The organism is Agromyces sp. Leaf222 (assembly GCF_001421565.1).
Taxonomy (GTDB): Bacteria; Actinomycetota; Actinomycetes; order Actinomycetales; family Microbacteriaceae; genus Agromyces.
Map to the genome: position 1 here is coordinate 297763 of NZ_LMKQ01000001.1, position 20830 is coordinate 318592.

13 protein-coding genes are annotated in these 20830 nt (G+C 70.8%); 5 read left to right on the forward strand and 8 right to left on the reverse strand.

Going from position 1 to position 20830, the window contains the following annotated elements:
- The first annotated feature begins 18 nt into the window (after positions 1–18).
- Positions 19–1239, forward strand: coding sequence for an amidohydrolase (locus ASE68_RS01335; RefSeq protein ID WP_055854334.1), 1221 nt, complete (start codon positions 19–21; stop codon positions 1237–1239).
- Here ASE68_RS01335 and ASE68_RS01340 read toward each other — a convergent pair.
- The 5 genes from ASE68_RS01340 to ASE68_RS01360 all read right to left on the reverse strand — a co-directional run bounded on the left by ASE68_RS01340 (position 1226) and on the right by ASE68_RS01360 (position 11967).
- The gene (locus tag ASE68_RS01340; RefSeq protein ID WP_055854337.1) at positions 1226–2593 is read right to left on the reverse strand and encodes an MATE family efflux transporter; all 1368 of its coding nucleotides are present in this window, start codon (positions 2591–2593) and stop codon (positions 1226–1228) included. The genes ASE68_RS01335 and ASE68_RS01340 overlap by 14 nt on opposite strands.
- A gap of 89 nt (positions 2594–2682) precedes the next feature.
- A complete protein-coding gene (locus tag ASE68_RS01345; RefSeq protein WP_055854340.1) occupies positions 2683–3738 on the reverse strand; it encodes a hypothetical protein in 1056 nt (351 codons plus the stop codon).
- A gap of 10 nt (positions 3739–3748) precedes the next feature.
- Positions 3749–5620 (reverse strand): substrate-binding and VWA domain-containing protein, encoded by a 1872-nt coding sequence (locus ASE68_RS01350; RefSeq protein ID WP_082461792.1) that lies wholly within the window; start codon positions 5618–5620, stop codon positions 3749–3751.
- A gap of 267 nt (positions 5621–5887) precedes the next feature.
- Positions 5888–8710 carry a hypothetical protein gene (locus tag ASE68_RS01355; protein ID WP_055854343.1) on the reverse strand — a complete coding sequence of 941 codons (2823 nt, stop codon included), beginning with the start codon at positions 8708–8710 and terminating at the stop codon, positions 5888–5890.
- 170 nt (positions 8711–8880) lie between these two features.
- The gene (locus tag ASE68_RS01360) at positions 8881–11967 is read right to left on the reverse strand and encodes a hypothetical protein (protein WP_055854347.1); all 3087 of its coding nucleotides are present in this window, start codon (positions 11965–11967) and stop codon (positions 8881–8883) included.
- A gap of 200 nt (positions 11968–12167) precedes the next feature.
- On the opposite strand from ASE68_RS01360, the gene ASE68_RS01365 reads away from it, so the two are divergent.
- The gene (locus ASE68_RS01365) at positions 12168–14186 is read left to right on the forward strand and encodes a M13 family metallopeptidase (RefSeq protein WP_055854350.1); all 2019 of its coding nucleotides are present in this window, start codon (positions 12168–12170) and stop codon (positions 14184–14186) included.
- 104 nt (positions 14187–14290) lie between these two features.
- A complete protein-coding gene (locus ASE68_RS01370; RefSeq protein WP_157421490.1) occupies positions 14291–15199 on the forward strand; it encodes a serine hydrolase in 909 nt (302 codons plus the stop codon).
- A gap of 43 nt (positions 15200–15242) precedes the next feature.
- Here the strand turns inward: ASE68_RS01370 and ASE68_RS01375 are convergent, their stop codons facing one another.
- Positions 15243–16094 carry a hypothetical protein gene (locus ASE68_RS01375; protein WP_055854353.1) on the reverse strand — a complete coding sequence of 284 codons (852 nt, stop codon included), beginning with the start codon at positions 16092–16094 and terminating at the stop codon, positions 15243–15245.
- Positions 16094–16498, reverse strand: coding sequence for an NUDIX domain-containing protein (locus tag ASE68_RS01380; protein WP_055854355.1), 405 nt, complete (start codon positions 16496–16498; stop codon positions 16094–16096). The genes ASE68_RS01375 and ASE68_RS01380 overlap by 1 nt, the downstream gene beginning before the upstream one ends.
- 75 nt (positions 16499–16573) lie before the next feature.
- Between ASE68_RS01380 and ASE68_RS01385 the strand changes: the two genes are divergently transcribed.
- Entirely contained in the window at positions 16574–17914 is a 1341-nt protein-coding gene (locus ASE68_RS01385; protein WP_055854358.1) for an alpha-hydroxy-acid oxidizing protein, read from the forward strand.
- Positions 17915–17936: 22 nt separating this feature from the next.
- On the opposite strand, the gene ASE68_RS01390 is transcribed toward ASE68_RS01385, so the two are convergent.
- On the reverse strand, positions 17937–19265 hold the full coding sequence (locus ASE68_RS01390; RefSeq protein ID WP_055854361.1) for an alpha/beta hydrolase-fold protein: 1329 nt from the start codon (positions 19263–19265) through the stop codon (positions 17937–17939).
- A gap of 143 nt (positions 19266–19408) precedes the next feature.
- Between ASE68_RS01390 and ASE68_RS01395 the strand changes: the two genes are divergently transcribed.
- On the forward strand, positions 19409–20794 hold the full coding sequence (locus ASE68_RS01395) for a glycine--tRNA ligase (protein WP_055854365.1): 1386 nt from the start codon (positions 19409–19411) through the stop codon (positions 20792–20794).
- The last annotated feature ends 36 nt before the right edge of the window (positions 20795–20830 follow it).

Genomic DNA, 20830 nt, shown 5'->3' on the forward strand with positions numbered 1-20830 from the left:
GCTGCCTAGGCTGGCGGCATGGCCATCGACCTCGCTTCCGTCTACCGCGACCTCCACCGGCACCCCGAGCTCTCGTTCCAGGAGCAGCGCACCGCCGCCATCGTCTCCGAAACGCTCATGGGGCTCGGCCTCGAGGTGACCACCGGCATCGGGCGCACCGGGGTCGTGGGCGTGCTCGCCAACGGCGACGGCCCGACGGTGCTGCTCCGCGCCGACATGGACGGGCTGCCCGTGCTCGAGGCGACCGGCCTGCCGTACGCCAGCGAGGCCACCGGCATCGACCACGAGGGCCACCAGGTGCCGGTGATGCACGCCTGCGGCCACGACGTGCACGTGACCTGCCTGCTCGGCGCGGCCGAGCGGCTCGTGACCGAGCGGGACTCGTGGTCGGGCACGCTCGTCGCGCTCTTCCAGCCGGCCGAGGAGTGGGGCGGCGGCGCCGAGGAGATGGTCGCCGACGGCCTCTACCAGCGCGTGCCGAGGCCCGACGTGGTGCTCGGCCAGCATGTGGCGCCGTTCCCTGCGGGATTCATCGGCCTGCACGCCGGCCCGGCGATGGCCGGTGCGGACTCCATCAACATCCGCATCCACGGCACGGGCGGGCACGGGTCGCGCCCCGAGACGACGGTCGACCCCGTGTACCTCGCGGCCTCGACGACGGTTCGCCTGCAGGGCATCGTCGCCAGGGAGGTCGCGCCGACGGATGCCGCGGTCGTCACGGTCGGGCAGCTGCACGGTGGCAGCAAGAACAACATCATCCCCGCCGAGGCGACGCTCGGGCTGAGCGTGCGCACCTTCGACGAGTCCGTGCGCACCAAGGTGCTCGGCGCCATCGAGCGGATCGTGCAGGCCGAGGCCGTGGCCGCCGGCGCCCCGATGCCGCCGGAGCTGTCGTACGACGAGCGGTTCCCGGTGACCGTGAACGACCCGGAGGCGACGGCGCGCACCGCGGCGGCGCTGCGCACCGCGTTCGGGGCCCAGCGCGTCATCGACCCCGGCATCGTCTCGGGCAGCGAGGACGTCGGCGTGCTCGCGACGGCGGCCGGGGTTCCGCTCGTCTACTGGTTCCTGGGCGGCTCGGACCCTTCCTTGTTCGGCGACGCGCTGAAGACCGGGCGCATGCCCGAGGACATCCCGTCGAACCACTCACCGCATTTCGCGCCGCTCATCGAACCCACGTTGGAGGTCGGGGTCGCGGCGCTCGTTACCGCAGCCCGCGAATGGCTCAGCGTGCGGTGACGCCCGTGACCATCCATGCGGCGCCGCGCGCCCGCAGCGACAGCGTCACCGCACGAGCGGCGAGGTAGCCGATGGCGAACGCCGCCGTGAGCAGCGCGAGCGCCGTCGCACTCGGCAGGCCCGCGGACTCGGCCCACCAGGTCGTGCCGAGCGCGAGCGGTACGAACGCCGCGAGGTTCACGAGGCCGGTCCAGGCGAGGTAGCGGGCGTCGCCGGCGCCGATGAGCACCCCGTCGAGCACGAACACGAGTCCGCCGAGCGGCGCCGAGAGGCCGAGCACCACGAGCGAGGGCGGCAGCAGCGCCGCGACCTCGGCCGATGACGTGAAGAGCGCCGGCAGCACCCACGCGGTCGAGATGACGAGGGCGCCGAGCACGACGCCCGAGATGACCCCCCACTGCACGCACCGGCGCAGCACGGCCCGCACCTGCTCGACGTCGCCCTCGCCGAGGCCCTTGCCGATGAGCGCCTGCGCCGCGATCGCGAGCGCGTCGAGCGCGAACCCGAGGGTGAAGTAGATCGTGATGGCCACCTGGTAGGCGGCGAGCTCGTCTGGCCCGAGCGAGGTCGCGGCCCAGGTCGCGAGCAGCAGGGCGGCGCGCAGGCTCAGCGTGCGCAGGAACAGCCAGCCACCGGAAGCCGCGCCGCGCAGCACCCCGGCATGATGCGGCCACGGGCTGGCTCCCACGCGCGCCGTGTGCCGCGCGATGACCACGACGTAGACGAGCACCATGCCCCACTGCGCGATGACCGTGCCGACCGCCGACCCGGCGATGCCCCAGCCGAGACCGTAGATGAACACGAAGTTCAGGCCGATGTTCGCCGCGAACCCGACGCCGGCCACCCAGAGCGGCGTGGTCGTGTCCTGCAGGCCGCGCAGCAGGCCCGTCGCCGCGAAGACGAGCAGCATCGCCGGAAGGCCGAGCATCGAGATCGACAGGTAGGCGGATGCCGCGGCCGACACCTCGGGCGAAGCGCCGAACACGCCGACGAGCCACGGGGTCGCGAACCACCCGAGCACGGCGAGCACCGCGCCGAGCCCGGCCGCCAGCCACAGACCGTCGACCCCCGCGGAGACCGCCGCCCGCTCGTCGCCGGCCCCGAGCCGGCGGGCCACCATCGGCGTCGTCGCGTACGCGAGGAACACCATGAGCCCGATGATCGTCTGCAGCACCGCGCTCGCGATGCCGAGGCCGGCGAGCGGCGTGGCGCCCAGATGCCCGACCATCGCCGTGTCGGCGAGCAGGAAGAGCGGTTCGGCGATCAGCGCGCCGAGCGCGGGCACGGCGAGCCGCAGGATGTCGCGGTCGACCGTGCGCGTCGGGGGAGCTGGGGGCGGGGTTTCGGCGTCCATGTGCGGACTCGAGCCTATGCCTGACGGCCGACGCGGCATCCGCTCATCGGAGGCCGGCGGTCTTCTTGCCGGCGGCGATGCGGAACGACTCAGGCGGGCGGTGGGTGGCCCTCGTCAGCCGCCTGCTCGAACGCGCGCTCCCACTCCTGCAGCTCGGCGCGCTTGCCGATGAGGCCGTCGAGCGAGACCTGGAAGTGCAGCCCGCGACGGGCGTTGACCTGCTTGATGTTCTGCACGAGCTCCTCGGACACCGCCGTGACGGCGGTGCGCACCTCGCGCACGCGATCGTCGGGGTCGTCCCAGAGCTGCGGGTGCGTGAGGATGTCGAGCAGGTAGTCGCGGTCGAGCGCGGCGGTGAGCTTGCGCAGCGTGGCATCGAGCTCGATGGCAGCGAGCCCGCGCTGGTCGGCCCCGCTGCGCTGGTCGAGCCGGGCGAACAGCTCCTCGACGTTCACGGCGATGCCCGCGACCTCCGTCGCCGTCTGCGCGGCCACCGCGTTGCCGGCCGCGCCGACCTGCGCGTAGGCCGTGCTCAGCGACCGCAGGGTCGCCACGTGGCGCCGGATCGGATCGGGCAGCCGGCCGTCGAGCGCCCCGCGACGGCGTCGTGCGCGGATCACCCCGAACGCAGTGGCGGCGCCCGCGACGATCACCGCCGCCCCGATGGCGAGCCCGAGCACGAGCGAGCCGCCGCCGTCGGCGCCGCCGATCACGGGCACCGGCGCCTGGGCCTGCTGCACCGCCTGCACCGTCTCGGTCAGTGCCGGCCCGAGGTCGCCCGCGCTCGACTCCGCCTCGTTCGCGATCTGCATCGCCTCGCCCGCCTCGAGCACCCGCGACCCGGCCGACAGGTCGTCGCCGACCGCCACGATGATGGTGTCGTAGCCCGTCGTCTCGGCGAGCTGGCTGACGATCTCGGGTCCGGATGCCTCCAGCTGCGCGTTGTCCGAGAACACCGCGACGCCGATCGACGAGTCGCCCACCTGAGTCACCAGCTGACTCTGGAGCGCCGACGCGTCGGCGACTTCGGGCGAGACGTAGACCGGTCCGCCCTGCAGCGCGTCGGCGGCGTCGTCGATGTACCCGTCGGCGAAGACGACGGTGACGGGGAACGGGGTCGTGACGACGAGCATCGGGTGCGGCATCCGTCGACCTCTAGAAGTTGTTGATGACCGACGCGAACACGAGGTCGATCTTGGCGGGGTCGGAGGCGTCGAACCACTGCCCGCCCGTCGCCTCGGCGATGCGCTGCAGCGCGCCGGTGTCGGCGCCCTCGCCATAGGCGATCGGGAAGATGCGCACCGGGGCGTCGCCGCCGCCCTCGCCCGTCGACTTGCCGATCTTCGTGATGAGCGAGTCGATCGAGATCGACGAGTCGGTGTCCTGCCCGTCGGAGAGCACGACGATCGCGTTGATGCGGCCAGGCTCGGCGCGGGCGATCATCTCGTCGTACGCGGCGGCGACGGCGTCGTAGAGGGGCGTGCCCTGCCGGTTCGCGTAGCGGAGATCGGCGATCGAGGAACGCAGCGTCTCGCCGTCGGAGCCGAGCGGCGAGACGCCCCGGAGCTCGATCAGGTTCTTGCCCGCCGCGGACTCGACGTCGGTCGTGAAGGCCCACACGCCCACCTCGTCGGTCGAGCGGAAGTGCCCGAGCGTCGCCTGTGCGCCCTCGATCGCGCCGTCGAGCTTCGAGCGGCCGTCGCCGATCGGGTCGTCCATCGATCCCGAGACGTCGATGACCTCGAGCACCGACGACGGCTTGCGGATCTGCGCCCACTGGTCGAGCGCGGCCGAGACGACGTCGACGCCGGGGCGCGGCAGCGTGACCGCGGGGCCGGCCGGATCGACGCCGAACCGATCGGTGAACAGGTTGCCGAGCGGCACCGAATCGTCGAGCGGGCGGAAGCCGTACTGGGGCAGGATCTGCTGCGCCGGCTCGGTCGCGAGGAATTCGATGAACGCCTCGCCCGCCGTCGCCTGCGCCTCGGTCACCCAGTCGGCGCCGAGCACCGTCACCGGGTTGTCAGACCAGATCGAGCCGCCGGAGGGGTAGACCGCGACGAGCTTCTCCTTCGGCGGGGTCAGCGTCTCGCCGGGCTGCACGGTGTGCGAGTCGGGGTTGCCCTGGTTGTAGTTGAGCAGCGAGGTCTCCTCGAGCGCGACCGCCGAGACGTAGCCCGAGCCGCCCGAGCCGTTCTGGGTCTCGTCGTAGAGCGTGCTGAGCACCTTGCCGGTCGTGTCGCCGTAGTGGATCACGCACTCCTCGAACACGCGCGAGAACTCCTCGGCCGCCGCGACGTCGTCGGTCGTGAGGTCGGTCGTCTTGCCGGATGCCTCGTACGACTGCATCAGGATCGCCGAGAGCCCGGTGGTCGACGTGTTCGGGTTCGTCTTCGAGATCTTGAACGAGCCCCAGATCGGCTTGCCCACACTGCCCCACCCGTCGGGATCGGCGCACAGCTTCTCGAAGTCGGCGATGCCGATCTCGGAGTCGGGCCAGCCCAGCGCCTTCGCCATCGTCTCGGGCACGCCGAACACGACGGGCGTGTGCGTGAACGACACCGGCTCACCCACGAGTGAAGCGGATGCCGCGGCCGCGACGCGCTCGGTCCACACCGTGGATGCCGGCGACCACAGGGTCGGCCAGCGCCGCGTGTCTTCGTCGGGCCAGTCCTCGCCCGACGTGAGGAACCGGGTCGCATCGCCGGAGGACACGTTCACGGGCCGCACGGTCGCGCACTCGTCGAGCGCGTCGTGCTCGGGCGACTCCTTGAACGCCGCGGCCAGCGCATCGAGCATGTTGACCTTCTCAGACGAGGTCGCGACGACGACGCTGGTGCAGCCGTCGTCGACGAAGTCGCCGCCCTCGACGGTGCCGCCATCGGTGGTGTCGCCACCGAACGTGCACGCGCTCAGGGCCAGCATCGCCACGGTCGCGATCGAGATCAGGATCCCCGCGCGCGCACCCCGCCGCGAGCTCGTCGGGAACAGGGGGCGGGCGGCCGTGCGCCGCGGAACGGGTGCCATGGGAACAGCGTACGGCTCCCGCGCCCCGGCTTCACGCGGCATCCGTCATCGGACGTCCGTCAGCTCCGTTCGGGGCGGGAGCATCCATGCCGCTTCGAGCGGGCGGGCGAGTGAGCCCGGGCGAACCACTTTCCACACGACGTCGCCTGGCGGCGATCGACAGCGCTCAGGTGCACTTTTGCGGCCGACACAAACCGTTTGCGGATGGGTCCGGGTCGCTATAGGGCGAAGGCCGGCCAATGGAGGACCGGCCTTCAGTGCTGGTGCTCAGTATGAGTACCAGGTGAACGTATTGCAGCTGGAAGCCTGAAAGAACTCGCCCGCGGAAACAGTCCAGTAGATGGTGCCGCTATTGATGTAATCGTTTGCCGAAAGGTCCTCGAACTCGCCGCTCGCCGAGGTCAACGACGCCACATAGCAGTAGTCGTTGCCACGAGAAACGTAGGTTCCGGCTCTGACCTGCGTGCCGACGGCCGCGATCCCGTCGCCGGCCATGGTTGAGCTCGGGTTTCCGGTCCCGTCGTAGCGGATCCACGATCCGCAACGACTGAAGTTCACGAACCGATCGCTCGAGGCGATCGTGATCATTCGCCGGCCCGCGCCGATATCGTTGGCGATGATCGAATCGAAGGAACCATCGCCTGACGAGAGACGTTCCCAGTAGCAGTAGTCCGTCGATGTCCCCGACGTGTAGTACGTCCCGGGCTGCACGTCGATGCCGACGCGGAACATTCCGTCACCACCGAAGCTTGCTGCTCGATTTGCGATCGTTCCCGTCTTCAGCGTCCCGGACTTTGCGGTGTAGCCGGCCTTCGTGGCGGTGATCTTGACCGAGACGACCTTGCCGGCGTCGACGTTGCCGAGCGTGTAGGTCGATGCCGTCTTGCCGCTGATCGCGGTGCCGTTGCGGTACCACTGGTAATTCACCATCGTGCCACCGGGCGCGATGCTGGTAGCGGAGGCAATGAGCTTCGAACCCGCTCGCTGCGTGCCCGACAGGTTCGCGGCGAACGAGATTGTTCCCGCCGCGATCTTGGCGGTGCCGCCGGCGTTCTTCGCGAGGGTGGTGTAGGCGGTCTTCTTACCGGTCACGGTGACGGAGATCGAGTTGCCGAGGTCTGCTGCGCTGAGCACGTAGGTCGACTTCGTGGCTCCGCTGATCGCGACGCCGGCCCGCTTCCACTGGTAGGTGAGTGCGACGCCGGATGGGGCCCAGGTTCCGGGCGCCGCGGTGAGGGTCTTGCCGACCGTGCGGGTTCCGCTGATCGTCGGGGTCGGGCCGCTCAGGGTTCCGGCGGTGACCAGTGCGGTGCCGGCGGAGGTCTTCGCGGTGTTCGCGTACCCGGCCTTCCTGCCCGTGACCGTCACCGTGATCGACTTGCCGAGGTCCGAGGCGGTGAGCACGTACGTCGACTTGGTCGCGCCGGTGATCGCGACGCCGGCGCGCTTCCACGCGTAGGTGTACGTCACACCGGACGGGCTCCAGGTCCCCGGGACCGTGGTGAGGCTCTTGCCGACGGCACGGGTGCCCGAGATCGTCGGGGTGGGTGCCGTCAGGGCTCCGTAGGCGACCGTGGTCGATGCCGAGGTGACCGACTTGGTGGTGACCGCGGTGGCCTTTCCGGTGACCGTGACCGTGAGCTTCGTTCCGAGGTCGGTCGCGGTGATCGCGTAGGTCGACCTCGTCGCCCCGGCGATCGCGACGCCGCCGCGCTTCCACTGATAGGTGAAGGCGGCGCTCGGCTTCCAGGTGCCGGGCACGGCGGTGACCGTACGGCCGACGGCGATCGTGCCCGAGATCGTCGGGACGGGGGCCGTGAAGGAGCCGACGGCGACCGCGACGGTGGCGGCCGACGACCGCGTGACGCCGGTGTAGCCGGCGAGGGTCCCGGTGACCGTGACGCTCAGCTTCGCGCCCAAGTCGGTCGCGGTCGGCGTGTAGCTCGACTTCGTCGCGCCGGCGATCACGGTGGTACCGCGCTTCCACACGTACGAGTAGGCGGCGCCGGGCGTCCATCCCGGAGTCACGGTCAGCGGCGAGCCGACCTTGACGGCGCCCGTGATGACCGGGGTCGTCGTGGCGAGCGTGCCGGCGACGACCGCGGCGGTCACGACCGAGGTGCGGGTCTCGGCGGCGTAGCCCGCGAGCGATCCGGTGGCGCGAACCGAGATCTTCGTGCCGAGGTCTGCCGCCGTGAGCGTGTAGGAGGTACCGGTCGCGCCCGGGATCGGGTCGCCGTTGCGCAGCCACGCGAAGGTCGGAACGATCGTCGCCGGCGACCACGCACCGGCGGAAGCCGTCAGCGTCGTGCCGACCTTCGCCGCGCCGGTGATCGACGGCGATCCTGCCGTGATCGTCAGGTGGGGAACGACCGCGGTCGGCGCCGACGTTGCGGCCGCCTCGCCCCAGCCGTCGCGAGAGGCGGTGACCTGGACGGCGAGTGCCGCGTCGACGTCGTCGATGGTCGGGGCGTACGTGGTGCTGGTGGCCCCGCCGATCGGGGTCGAGTCGCGGAGCCACTGGTAGGCGAAGTGGAGCCCGGAAACGCTCCAGGTGCCGGGGTCGGCGACCAGATCCGAACCGACGAGGGGCGCACCCGTGATGGTGGGCGCACCCGTCGAGGTCACGAGTGCGGGAAGCAGCTGGATGTCCGCGGTGGATGCCGCGACACCGTCGGTCACGACGATGCCGTCGACGACGGCGCCGTCGATGATCGCGGGCTGGACAGAAAGGGACGGCGCCCACGTGTGGACGGTGTCGGACGGAGCTGCGCACGAATCGGCACTGACGGCGTAGACGCCGTCGGCCAGGTCGAGCAGCGCGAACGCGCCCGCGGCATCCGTTCGGACTTCCGCATCGAGCTGAACCGGCGTCCAGGTGCCGCCGTCGAGGATGTCGGCGGCAATGCACGTCTCGGCAGCGGGCACGCCTGCGGGGTCGACGACGACGCCCGTGATCGAGGCGTCGGAGGTCACCGGCTCCTCGTCATCTGCGAACGCGGGGGATGCCGGAATGAGCGCGGCGATGACGAGGGCGGTGGCGGCGGTCGCGATGAGCGAGCGCCTCCGGGGGCTGAGCAGCGAGTTCAACGTTCTCCAATTTCCGGCAGACCGACCGAGCCTAGGGGGAACTCCTGATGAAGTGCCGAAAACGGGCCGCCCCAGAACGGGGGTGAGCGAGGGGGAACTCGCGATGCGGATCAGAGAACGGCGAAGGCCGGCCCCTCGGATCGAGGGGACCGGCCTTCACGACGACGAGCTCAGTCCGCGTAGCGCGTGAACGTGTTGCAGTTGTACGTCTCGAAGAAGGTGCCCGGTTCGACGATCCAGTAGAGGTCGCCATCGTAGGTACCGCCACCGATGTAGTGCCCCTCATCACCGGCCGGAGCGGACCAGTCGGCTGCCCAGCATTCGGAGTTGCCGTACGACACGTACCGCCCCGGCTTCAGCATCGTACCGACCGCCGCGATTCCGTTTCCGGCCATCGTCGAGCTCGGGTTGCCGGTGCCGTCGTACAGGATCCACGAGCCGCAGCCGATGGCCGCGACATAGCGGTCGGTGGCGAGGATGGTGATCATCCGTCGCCCGCTTCCGCCGGGGTCGTAGCCGAGTGTTGACGAGGCGGCTCCATCCATCGACGTGGTGCGCCACCAGCGGCAGTTCGTCGTGCTGGTCGACGACGTGTAGTAGGTGCCGGGCTTCACATCGATGCCGACGCGGAACCAGTAATCGCCGCTGAAGCTTGCCGGTCGGTACGCGACCGTTGCGGTCTTCAGGGTGGCCGTCTTGGTGGTGTGGCCGGCCTTGGTGGCGGTGATCGTCACCGAGACGACCTTGCCGGCGTCGACGTTGCCGAGCGTGTAGGTCGATGCCGTCTTGCCGCTGATCGCGGTGCCGTTGCGGTACCACTGGTACTTCACGGTGGTGCCGCCGGGCGAGACGGTGCCGACGGTGACGGTGAGCTTCGAGCCCGCACGCTGCGTGCCGGAGAGCTTCGGCGAGAACGAGATCGTGCCGGCAGCGATCCTGGCGGTGCCGCCGGCGTTCTTCGCGAGGGTCGTGTACCCGCTCTTCTTGCCGGTCACGGTGACGGTCATCGAGTTGCCGAGATCCGAGGCGGTCAGCACGTAGGTCGATTTCGTCGCGCCGGTGATCGCGACGCCGGCGCGCTTCCACTGGTACGTGAGTGCGACGCCGGAGGGTGCCCAGGTTCCGGGAACCGCGGTGAGGGTCTTTCCGACGGTGCGGGTTCCGCTGATCGTCGGGGTCGGGCCGCTCAGGGTTCCGGCGGCGACCAATGCCGTTCCCGCAGAGGTCTTCGCAGCGCTCGCGAAGCCGGCCTTCTTGCCGGTCACGGTCACGCTGATCGACTTGCCGAGGTCGGAAGCGGTCAGCACGTACGTCGACTTCGTCGCGCCGGTGACGACGACGCCGGCGCGCTTCCACTGGTACGAGAGCGTCACGCCGGAGGGGCTCCATGCGCCGGGAACGGCGGTGAGCGTCTTGCCGACCGCACGGGTGCCCGACATGGTGGGGGCTGGTGCCGCGAGCGTTCCGTACGCGACGGCGATCGCCTTCGAGGTGAGCGACCTGGTCGTGACCGCCGAAGCCTTGCCGGTGACGGTCACGCTCAGCGCGGTCTTCAGGTCGGTCGCGGTGATCGCGTAGGTCGACTTCGTCGCCCCGGTGATCGCTGCGCCGTTGCGCTTCCACTGGTAGGTGAAGGCTGCGGCGGGCTTCCATACGCCGGGCACGGCGGTGACCGTGCGGCCGACGGCGATCGTGCCCGAGATCGTCGGGACGGGGGCCGTGAAGGTGCCGACGGCGACCGCGACGGTGGCGGCCGATGACCGCGTGACGCCGGTGTAGCCGGCGAGGGTCCCGGTGACCGTGACGGTGAGCTTCGCGCCGAGGTCGGTGGAGGTCGGCGTGTAGCTCGACTTCGTCGCGCCGGCGATGACGGTCGTGCCGCGCTTCCACACGTACGAGTAGGCGGCGCCGGGCGTCCATCCCGGAGTCACGGTCAGCGGCGAGCCGACCTTGACGGCGCCGGCGATGACCGGCGTCGAGGTGACGAGCGTGCCGGCGATGACCGCTGCGGTCGCTGCCGAGGTGCACGACTCGGTCGTGTAGCCCGCGAGCGAACCCGTGGCGCGCACCGAGAGCTTCTTGCCGAGATCGGCGGCGGCCAGCGTGTAGGAGGTACCGGTCGCGCCCGGGATCTCGATACCGTCGCGCAGCCACGCGAAGCTCGGAACGATGGCCGGCGACCAGGCGCCGGCAGCGGCGGTCAGCGTCTGTCCGACCTTCGCCGTGCCGCCGATCGTGGGGGTCGCCGCGGTGAGCGTCGCCGAGCCGATCGCACCGGTGGCAGCCGAGACCACGGTGACCGGGGCGAAGCCCGCCTTGGTGATCGTCGCGGACACCGTGAAGGTCGCGTCGACGTCGTCGACGGCGATGACGTGGCTGTCACCGACGGCGCCGACGAGGGCTTCGCCGTTGCGCGACCACTGCCAGGAGATGGTCGCGTCTTCGGGCCATCCGCCGACCGTCGCGGTCAGCGTCGAGCCGAACCGTGCCTCGCCGGCGATCGCGGGGTTCGCGCCGGGTGCGAATGCCTGCAGCACGGGGCCGACCGCCTCCGACGTCGCGCTCGCGTCGGCCCAGCCATCGCGGGTGGCGAGCACCTCGACCGAGAGGGTCGCGTTCGCGTCCTCGAGCGTCGCCGTGTAGGTCTCGCCCGTGGCATCCGTGATCGGAGTGCCGTCGCGCAGCCACTGGTGCGTGAACGAGAGCTCGGAGACGCTCCAGGTGCCGGGGTCTGCCGTGAGCAGCGAGCCGACGAGGGCGTCGCCCGACACGGAGGGCGTGCTCAGGGAGGTGACGGCTGCGGGCAGCAACGCGAGGTCGACGGCGGATGCCGTGGCGCCACCGGTCACGACGATGCCGTTAGCGGCGCTGCCGTCGACGACCTCGGGCTGGGCGGCGAGCGAGGGCGCCCACGTACGCAGCGTGTCGAACGGCGCCTCGCAGGCTTCGGCGCTGATCGCGTAGGTGCCGTCGGCGAGGTCGAGGATCGCGTACGCGCCGGCGGTATCGGTGCGCACCTCGCCGTCGATGGCGACCGGGCTCCAGGCGCCGCCCTCGAGGACCTCGGCATTGAGGCACATGCCGGTCGCAGGGGCACCGGAGGGATCGGTGACGACGCCCGCGATCGAGGTGACGGAGGTGGTGGTCTCGCCTTCATCGGCGAAGGCGGGCATGCTCGGCACGAGCGTCGCGATGACGAGTGCGGTGGTGGCGGTCGCGACGAGCGATCGCCCCCGAGCGCGGGTGAAAGCGGACAAGAAGCTCCGTTCGGGGGAGTGAGGGTCGGTAGAGCATATTTGCCCGGTGGGGAATGGCGATCCGCGGATTCCACAATCCCCCTCGTATTGGGGGAGCGGCGCCCTTGCATCCCGCCCGCCACGCGTTGACGCTGCGAGTGCGCCATGAGACCGGCCCCGCGGCATCCGCTCGGTCGGCGGGCACGCATAGGGTGGAACGCATGACCGACGTCTCGCTCACATCCGGCATCGTGCACGACGAACTCGACGATGCGGTGCGACCGCAAGACGACCTGTTCCGCCATGTCAACGGCAAGTGGATCTCGCGCACCGAGATCCCCGCCGACAAGGCGCGGTACGGCTCGTTCATCGTGCTGCACGAAGAGGCCGAACAGGCGGTTCGCGAGATCATCCTCGAGTCGAAGCAGGCCGATGCCGGCACCGAGGCGCGCAAGGTCGGCGACCTGTTCTCGAGCTTCGTCAACGAGGAGCGCGCGAACCTGCTGGGCGCGACGCCCATCGCGGGCCAGCTCGGCGAGGTGTCGCTCGTGAGCTCGGTGCCGAGCTTCCTCGAGACGCTCGGCCGCCTCGAGCGCCAGGGCGTCTCCGGCCTCGTGCAGCTGTTCGTCGACAACGACCCCGGCGATCCCGAGCGCTACCTCGCGTTCGTCGAGCAGGGTGGCATCGGCCTGCCAGACGAGAGCTACTTCCGCGAAGAGCGCTTCGCACCGATCCGCGAGGCCTACCGCGCCCTGCTCGAGCGCATGTTCGCGCTCGCGCGGCTCGACGACCCGGCGGTCCGCGCCCAGCGCGTGTTCGACCTCGAGACCGAGATCGCGGCCGCGCACTGGAACAACGTCGAGACCCGCGACAGCCACAAGACGTACAACCTCGTCACCTGGGCGGATGCCGCGGATGCCGCGGCCGGCACCTCCACGGTGTTCGACCTCGCCGTGTGGCGCGACGCCATGGGCGTGCCAGAGGGCGCGTTCGACGAGATCGTGCTGCGCGAGCCGTCGTTCGTCGAGGCGCTCGGAACGATCGTCACCGAAGACCGCCTGCCGGCGCTGAAGGACTGGCTGGCGTGGCAGGTCATCCGCGCGAACGCCGCCTACCTCTCCGACGACTTCGTCGAGGCGAACTTCGACTTCTACGGCCGCACGCTGAGCGGCACCCCGCAGATCCGCGAGCGGTGGAAGCGCGGCGTCTCGCTCGTCGAGGGCGCCATGGGCGAGGCCGTCGGCCGCATCTACGTCGAGCGGCACTTCCCGTCCACGGCGAAGGCCGCCATGGACGAGCTCGTCGCCAATCTCATCGAGGCCTATCGCCAGTCCATCGACGCGCTCGAGTGGATGGGCGAGCAGACCCGCGCCAAGGCGCTCGACAAGCTCGAGAAGTTCACGCCGAAGATCGGCTTCCCGGTGAAGTGGCGCGACTACTCCTCGCTCGAGATCGTCGGCGACGACCTCGTCGCCAACGTGCGCGCCACGGCCGAGTACACGTTCCTGCGCGAGATCGGCAAGCTCGGCAAGCCGATCGACCGCGACGAGTGGTTCATGACCCCGCAGACCATCAACGCCTACTACAACCCCGGGTTCAACGAAATCGTGTTCCCCGCAGCGATCCTGCAGTTCCCCTTCTTCGACGAGGGTCGGGATGCCGCGGCGAACTACGGTGCGATCGGCGCCGTCATCGGCCACGAGATCGGGCACGGCTTCGACGACCAGGGTTCGAAGTACGACGGCGACGGCCGCCTCACCGACTGGTGGACCGAGGCCGACCGCGATGCGTTCGAGGAGCGCACGAAGGCCCTCATCGCGCAGTACGACGCGCTCGTGCCGGCGCAGCTCGTCGGCGACGGCGCGTCCGATGGCTCCGGCGAGGCCGAGGTGTCCGAGCAGCATGTGAACGGCGCCCTCACGATCGGCGAGAACATCGGCGACCTCGGTGGCCTCGCAATCGCCTGGAGGGCCTACGTCATCTCGCTCGACGGCGCCGAGCCGCCCGTCATCGACGGGCTCACCGGCGTGCAGCGCTTCTTCCTGTCGTGGGCGCAGGCCTGGCAGCAGAAGGGCCGCGACGCCGAGGTGATCCGCCTGCTCGCGATCGATCCGCACTCGCCGAACGAGTTCCGCTGCAACCAGATCGTGCGCAACATCGACGAGTTCTACACTGGGTTCGGAGTGACCCCCGATGACACGCTCTGGCTCGACCCGGCCGACCGCGTGACCATCTGGTAGTCGGCCCGCCGAACCCCTACATCGACCCCCGTCCGACGCCCCCGCGCGTGCAGCCCGCCGTGGCCATGCACGCCGACCAACCCCAGAGAGACCGTGCAAGTGCCGTGGTGACGCCGTCGCAGGGATCCGAGCGAAGAGCGCGCCATTCGAACGTGCACCGGGGAAAGCACCGGGGCGTCGAGCCGTCCGAGACCTTCGCGCGCGGCTTCCAGGCGCTCAGCGACCTCGCGCTCGCCGGGGTGCAGGTGACGGCCCGCGCCACCGATCTCGCGACCGGCAAGGAGCTCTTCTCGGTCGACGACCACGTCGTCATGCCGACGGCCTCCATCGGCAAGGTGCTGCTGCTCGTCGAGGTCGCGACCCGCCTCACGGGCACGAGCGCCGAGTCGTTCACGGTGCTCGACCGGGCGCCCCGCGATGCGGTCGGCGACTCCGGCATCTGGCAGCACCTGCAGTCGCCGTCGCTGCCGCTCGCCGACCTCGCGGCGATGATCGGCGCGACGAGCGACAACCTCGCCACCAACGTGCTGCTGCGCCACGTCGGCCTCGAGGCCGTGCGCGCACGCACCGAGGCGCTCGGCCTGACCCGCACCGCCCTGCTCGACCTCGTGCGAGACCACCGCGGCCCCGACGACGCTCCGCAGCTCTCGATCGGTTCCGCGAAAGAGCTCACCTGGCTCTTCGCGTCGCTCGCCCGCGGCGAGATCGTGAGCCCAGAGGTCTCGCAACGCGTCATCGGATGGCTGTCGCTCAACTCCGACCTGTCGATGGTCGCGAGCGCGTTCGGCCTCGATCCGCTCGCCCACCGCACGCCCGATCACGGGGTGCTGCTCGTCAACAAGACCGGCACCGACGGCGGGGTGCGCAGCGAGGTGGGCGTATTGCGCGGGCCGCGTGCGAGCGTCTCGTACGCGGTCTCCACGTACTTCGCCGACACCGGGCTCTCGTCGCGCCTCGCGGTGCTCGACGGCATGCGCGCAGTCGGAATGGACCTGCTCGAGTACGTGCACTGACGCTCGACCGGCGGGACCGGTCGGCTGGTCTCGATACGCTTCGCTACTCGACCGGCTGGGGCGAGGCCGGCGGGGGCTCGACCGGCGGCGGGGGCGAGGCGGGCGCGGCCAAGGACCTGATGCCGTCGAGCACGGCGGCCGCCGCCTCCGGCGTGCGCAGGATCATGAAGTGCCCGGCGGTGTCGACCTGCACGTTCGTGGCGCCGGCGAGCACGCTGCCCTCGGGCACGTGCGGGTCGAAGACGCCGAAGACCGACACGATGCGCGCGTTGACGGATGCCGCGCCGCCCAGCAGCACGATCGTCTCGTCGTCGGGGCGGAGCGCCCGCATCGTGCGGTTCACGAACATCCGGGCGTAGCGGGAGCCGGCGAACGGCGTGCAGATCGCGACGACGCCGAGCACGCCGACATCGGGCACCCGTGCAGGCGGCGCACCCGGGTCGAGGGTGCCGGCCGCGGCATCCGTTCGCCCTGGAGACGCGGACGACGCTGCGCCGGCCGCCTGGTCCATGAGCACGTGCTTGCCGACGAGCCCGCCCTTGCTGTGCGCCACGAGGACGCGCCCGGCGCGCGGCGTCGGCTCGGCCGCGAGGGCCGCGACCGCGCGCGCGGCGGTCGCGGCGATCGGCAGGCGGTTCATGCTGAGCCCGCGCACGACGCGCACGCGGTGCCCGGCGGCGTTGAGCGCGTTGCCGAGTGGGCGCAGGAAGGTCCAGTGCTCGTAGACGCCGGGCAGCAGCACGACCTCGGGCAGCGCCTCGTCGCCGCTGCGCCACTTTCGCGAGCGGCGGTTGCCGCCGAGCAGGGCGAGCTGCCGCCAGCCGGCGTACATCTCGTCGAGCAGGGTCCACTTCACCATGGTGAGGAGCGAGTGACGCCTGCTCGTCGTCGACATCAGTCGATGACCCCGGATGCCGCGAGTCGCCGCAGCACGTCGGCTCCGGCCGGCGGACAGTGGTCGAGATCGGCGGTCGTCACCCAGTGCAGGGCGCCGACCTCTGCGGATGCGGCGGGCGCGGCATCCGTCTCGGCGTGGAACACGCGCATGCGCACGAGGCGGCCGTCGGGTTCGCCGTGCGCCTGGGTCACGACCTCGAAGAGCTCGTGGAGGCCGTCGGGGTCGAGCACGAGCGCGACCTCCTCGAAGGCCTCGCGGGCGGCGGCCTGCGCCGGCGTCTCGCCTGGATCGATCTTGCCGCCGGGCATGTAGAACACGTCTCGGTCGCGGGCGGTGACCATGAGCACCCGGCGGTCGCGCACGAGCGCGATCGCGGCGACGAGGAGGTCTGGCAGCGTCATCCGCTCCAGCCTAGGTCTCGTCGGCCGCCGCCGGCCGTTACGCTGACGGAACCGCCGACGCGAGGGAGCGAATCGATGAGCGAGATCGACGACCGGGGATTCGGGCGGGCGACGCAGTCCGAGGTGTATCGCGCGGGCCTGTCGGGGACGCATCCGAAGGTGCCGGTCGACGTGGTCGCGCTCGAGCGTGCGGCGCAGCGCACCCTGTCGAAGGAGGCGTTCGCCTACCTCGCCGGCGGCGCAGGAGCCGAGTCGACGATGGCCGCCAATCGCGCCGCGTTCGATCGGTGGCGCATCTGGCCGAGGGTGCTCCGCGACGTGTCGAGGCGAGACCTCTCGATCGAGCTCTTCGGGCGTCGTCGTCCGACCCCGTTCGTGCTGTCGCCGATCGGCGTCGCCGAGATGGCGCACCCCGAGGCGGATGTCGCGGTCGGCCGCGCTGCGGCAACCCTGGGCGTGCCGTACGTGCTCTCGAACCAGGCCTCCCGGCCGATGGAGGAGGTCGCCGAGCAGATGGGCGACGCGTCGTTCTGGTTCCAGCTGTACTGGAGCAGGTCCGACGAGTTGAACGCGTCGTTCGTGCGCCGCGCCGAGGCGGCCGGCGCCGAGGCCATCGTCGTGACACTCGACACGTCGCTGCTCGGCTGGCGAACACGCGACCTCGATGTCGCCTACCTGCCGTTCACGCGCGGCCTCGGCATCGCGCAGTACACGAGCGACCCCGTGTTCGCCGACCTCGTGCGCGACCGCGTCGCGGCGAGCGGCGCGGCCGGCGGTGCGGCGGGCGGCGCGGCCGGCGGGGCGAGCGCACGGCCTCGGGTCACGCCGACCCTGCTCGCCTCGGCGCTCTCGATCGCGCGCTCGGGCTCGCGCACCAGGCTGGTCGACGGCGGGGTCGCCGATGCGCTGCGCTCGCCGCTGCCGCGCGCGGCGGTCGAGACCTTCCTCGACGTGTTCTCGGATCCGTCGCTCTCGTGGGACGACCTCGCCGACCTGCGCGAGTGGACGACGCTGCCGATCCTGCTGAAGGGCGTCATGCACCCGGCGGACGCGGCGAGGGCGCTCGATCTCGGCGTCGACGGCCTCATCGTCTCGAACCACGGCGGGCGGCAGGTCGACGGGGCCGTCGCCACCCTCGACGCGCTCCCCGGCGTGCTCGAACGGGTCGGCGGGCGGATCCCCGTGATCCTCGACAGCGGCGTGCGAGGCGGCGCGGATGCGTTCAAGGCGCTCGCGCTCGGCGCCACGGCCGTCGGCATCGGCCGCCCCTACGCATACGGGCTCGCCGTCGCGGGCGCCGAAGGGGTGCGCGAGGTCGCGCGCAACCACATCGCCGAGCTCGACCTCACGATGGGTCTCGCGGGGCGCACCACGATCGACGCGATCGGCCGCGACGCGCTCGCGCCCGCGCCGTAGAGGTCGGCGCGCGCTCGCCCGCCTATTCGACCGGCTCCTCGGCCTCCGGCGGCGCCTCGAGCCCGAGCCTCGGGTAGAGCACCTCGAAGCCCTTCTCGAGCCCGCCGGTCAGGGTCGTCGCGCCGTGGTCGCCGCCCGGCACCTCGAAGAACGTCGTGCTCATGCCGGCGGCGGTCGCGGCATCCGCGAGTCGCCTCGTGCCGGCGATGAAGGTGCGATCGAGCTCGCCGACGGCGAAGATCGCGGTCGAATCGGGGTACGGTGCCTTCGCGTCCATGATGTTCGCGGGCTTCACGGCGTCGTACGCCGCCTGGTCGCCGCGGAACACCTCGCGCAGGGTCTCGCTGCGGTTCTCGACGCCCGCGTACTCGGTCGGCGAGATCGCGATGAGGTTGCCGAACGACTCCGGGTACTTCGAACCGAAGTAGGCCGCGCATCCGCCGCCGTTCGAGTAGCCGGCCACGGTCGTGTAGGCCGCCCCCTGCAGCACGTTCAGGTGCAGCCTCGCCCACGGCAGCACGTCCTGCATGACGTAGGTCTCGACCTTGCCGCGGTCGGTGTCGAGGCAGAGCGGGTCCTGCGTCGGATCGCCCAGTTGGTCGATCACGAGCGCGATGGGGGCGAGGCCGTCGTGCTCGGCCGCGAACCCGTCGAGCACCTCGGCGATGAACGTCGCGTCGGGCGAGCCCGGCTGGCCCATCATCATGATCACGAGCGGCAACCGCGGCGCATCCTCGACGAGCGCCGCGGGTGGCAGGTAGAGCTCGGCCGGTCGCGCGGCGAAGCCCGACGCGGCGTTCGGCACGGGCGGAACGGGGTGGCCGACCTCGCCCTTCGTCGGCATGCCCGCAGGCGCGGTCCACGTGGCGTACAGCGGCTCGGCCGGGTCGGCCGGCGCCGGGTCGACCCCTGGGTCGCGGATGTCGAGGGGCTTCGCCGTCGAGATGTCGAGCAGGTCGCCCAGCGTGCGGTCGATGCCGTACGACGCGTTGATGCCGAGCACCGCGGTGGCCGCGAACACCGGGATCGCGATCAGCGCGATGAGCTTTCGCCACCACCTGGATCGCCAGAGGTTCCACACGGCGAGCAGGCACGCGCCCGAGGCCGCCGGAACCCACAGCCACGCGGCATCCGCCACCGGACCGCCGAACAGGTCGAGCACGTTCACCGCGGCCCAGAGCAGGGCGCCGCCGATCATGGCGCCGACGACCAGCACGACGATCGCGGTCATCGCCCAGCCGACGGACGCCTCGCGGCCGAGCAGATAGACGAACAGCACCGCGGCGACGACGTAGACGGTGATCAGCACGGGGCCTTCGACGATCACCAGATCGAGCACTGCCTCGGGCATGCCGCCTCCCGCCCCCGACGTTGGCCACAGCGTAGCGGTCGCGCCCCGAGTTCCGCGGATGGCGCACCCGAGCGGTCAACGTAGGATGGTGAGACCGTTTCTTCCGGGCCGATCGGCCCGAACTCTCGACCATTGGAGCCACCGTGGCCGCTGCCAGCCGTCTCGAATCCGTCATCGCCCTCGCTCAGCACCGGGGCTTCGTCTTCCAGGCGGGCGAGATCTACGGCGGATCCCGCTCCGCGTGGGACTACGGCCCCCTCGGCGTCGAGCTGAAAGAGAACATCAAGCGCCAGTGGTGGCGCTACATGGTGCAGAGCCGCGACGACGTCGTCGGCCTCGACTCGAGCGTGATCCTGCCCAAGGCGGTGTGGGAGGCATCCGGCCACGTCGACGTCTTCACCGACCCGCTCATCGAATGCCTGCACTGCCACAAGCGCTACCGCGAAGACCACCTCATCGAGGCCTACGAAGAGAAGAAGGGCCGCGCCCCCGAGAACGGCCTCGCCGACATCGTCTGCACCAACTGCGGCACCCGCGGCCAGTGGACCGAGCCGCGCGCCTTCTCCGGCCTGCTGAAGACCTACCTCGGCGTGCTCGACGACGAGTCGGGCCTGCAGTACCTGCGCCCCGAGACCGCCCAGGGCATCTTCGTGAACTTCGCGAACGTGCTGCAGTCGGCCCGCATGAAGCCCCCGTTCGGCATCGGCCAGATCGGCAAGAGCTTCCGCAACGAGATCACGCCGGGCAACTTCATCTTCCGCACGCGCGAGTTCGAGCAGATGGAGATGGAGTTCTTCGTCGAGCCCGGCACCGATGACGAGTGGTTCGAGTACTGGCTCGACCAGCGCTGGAACTGGTACGTCGACCTCGGCATCGACCCCGAGAACATCCGCCGCTACGAGCACGCGCAGGAGAAGCTCTCGCACTACTCCAAGCGCACCGTCGACATCGAGTACAAGTTCGGCTTCACGGGCAGCGAGTGGGGCGAGCTCGAGGGCGTCGCGAACCGCACGGACTTCGACCTGTCGACGCACACGAAGCACTCCGGAAAGGACCTGTCGTTCTTCGACCAGTCCAAGAACGAGCGCTGGACCCCCTACGTCATCGAGCCCGCGGCGGGTCTGACCCGCTCGCTCATGGCGTTCCTCGTCGACGCATACCACGTCGAAGAGGTGCCCAACGCGAAGGGCGGCGTCGACAGCCGCACCGTGCTTCGCCTCGACCCGCGCCTCGCGCCCGTCAAGGTCGCCGTGCTGCCGCTCTCGCGCAACGAGAAGCTCTCGCCGCTGGCCCGCGAGCTCGCCGCGAACCTGCGCAAGAACTGGAACGTCGACTTCGACGACGCCGGCGCCATCGGCCGCCGCTACCGCCGTCAAGACGAGATCGGCACCCCGTTCGCGATCACGGTCGACTTCGACTCGCTCGACGACAACGCGGTGACCGTGCGCGAGCGCGACACCATGGCGCAGGAGCGCGTACCGCTCGACGAGCTGCAGGGCTACCTCGCCGCGCGCCTCATCGGCGCCTGACGGACGGCCGGCCCCGTTGCCGGTTCACGACGGCCC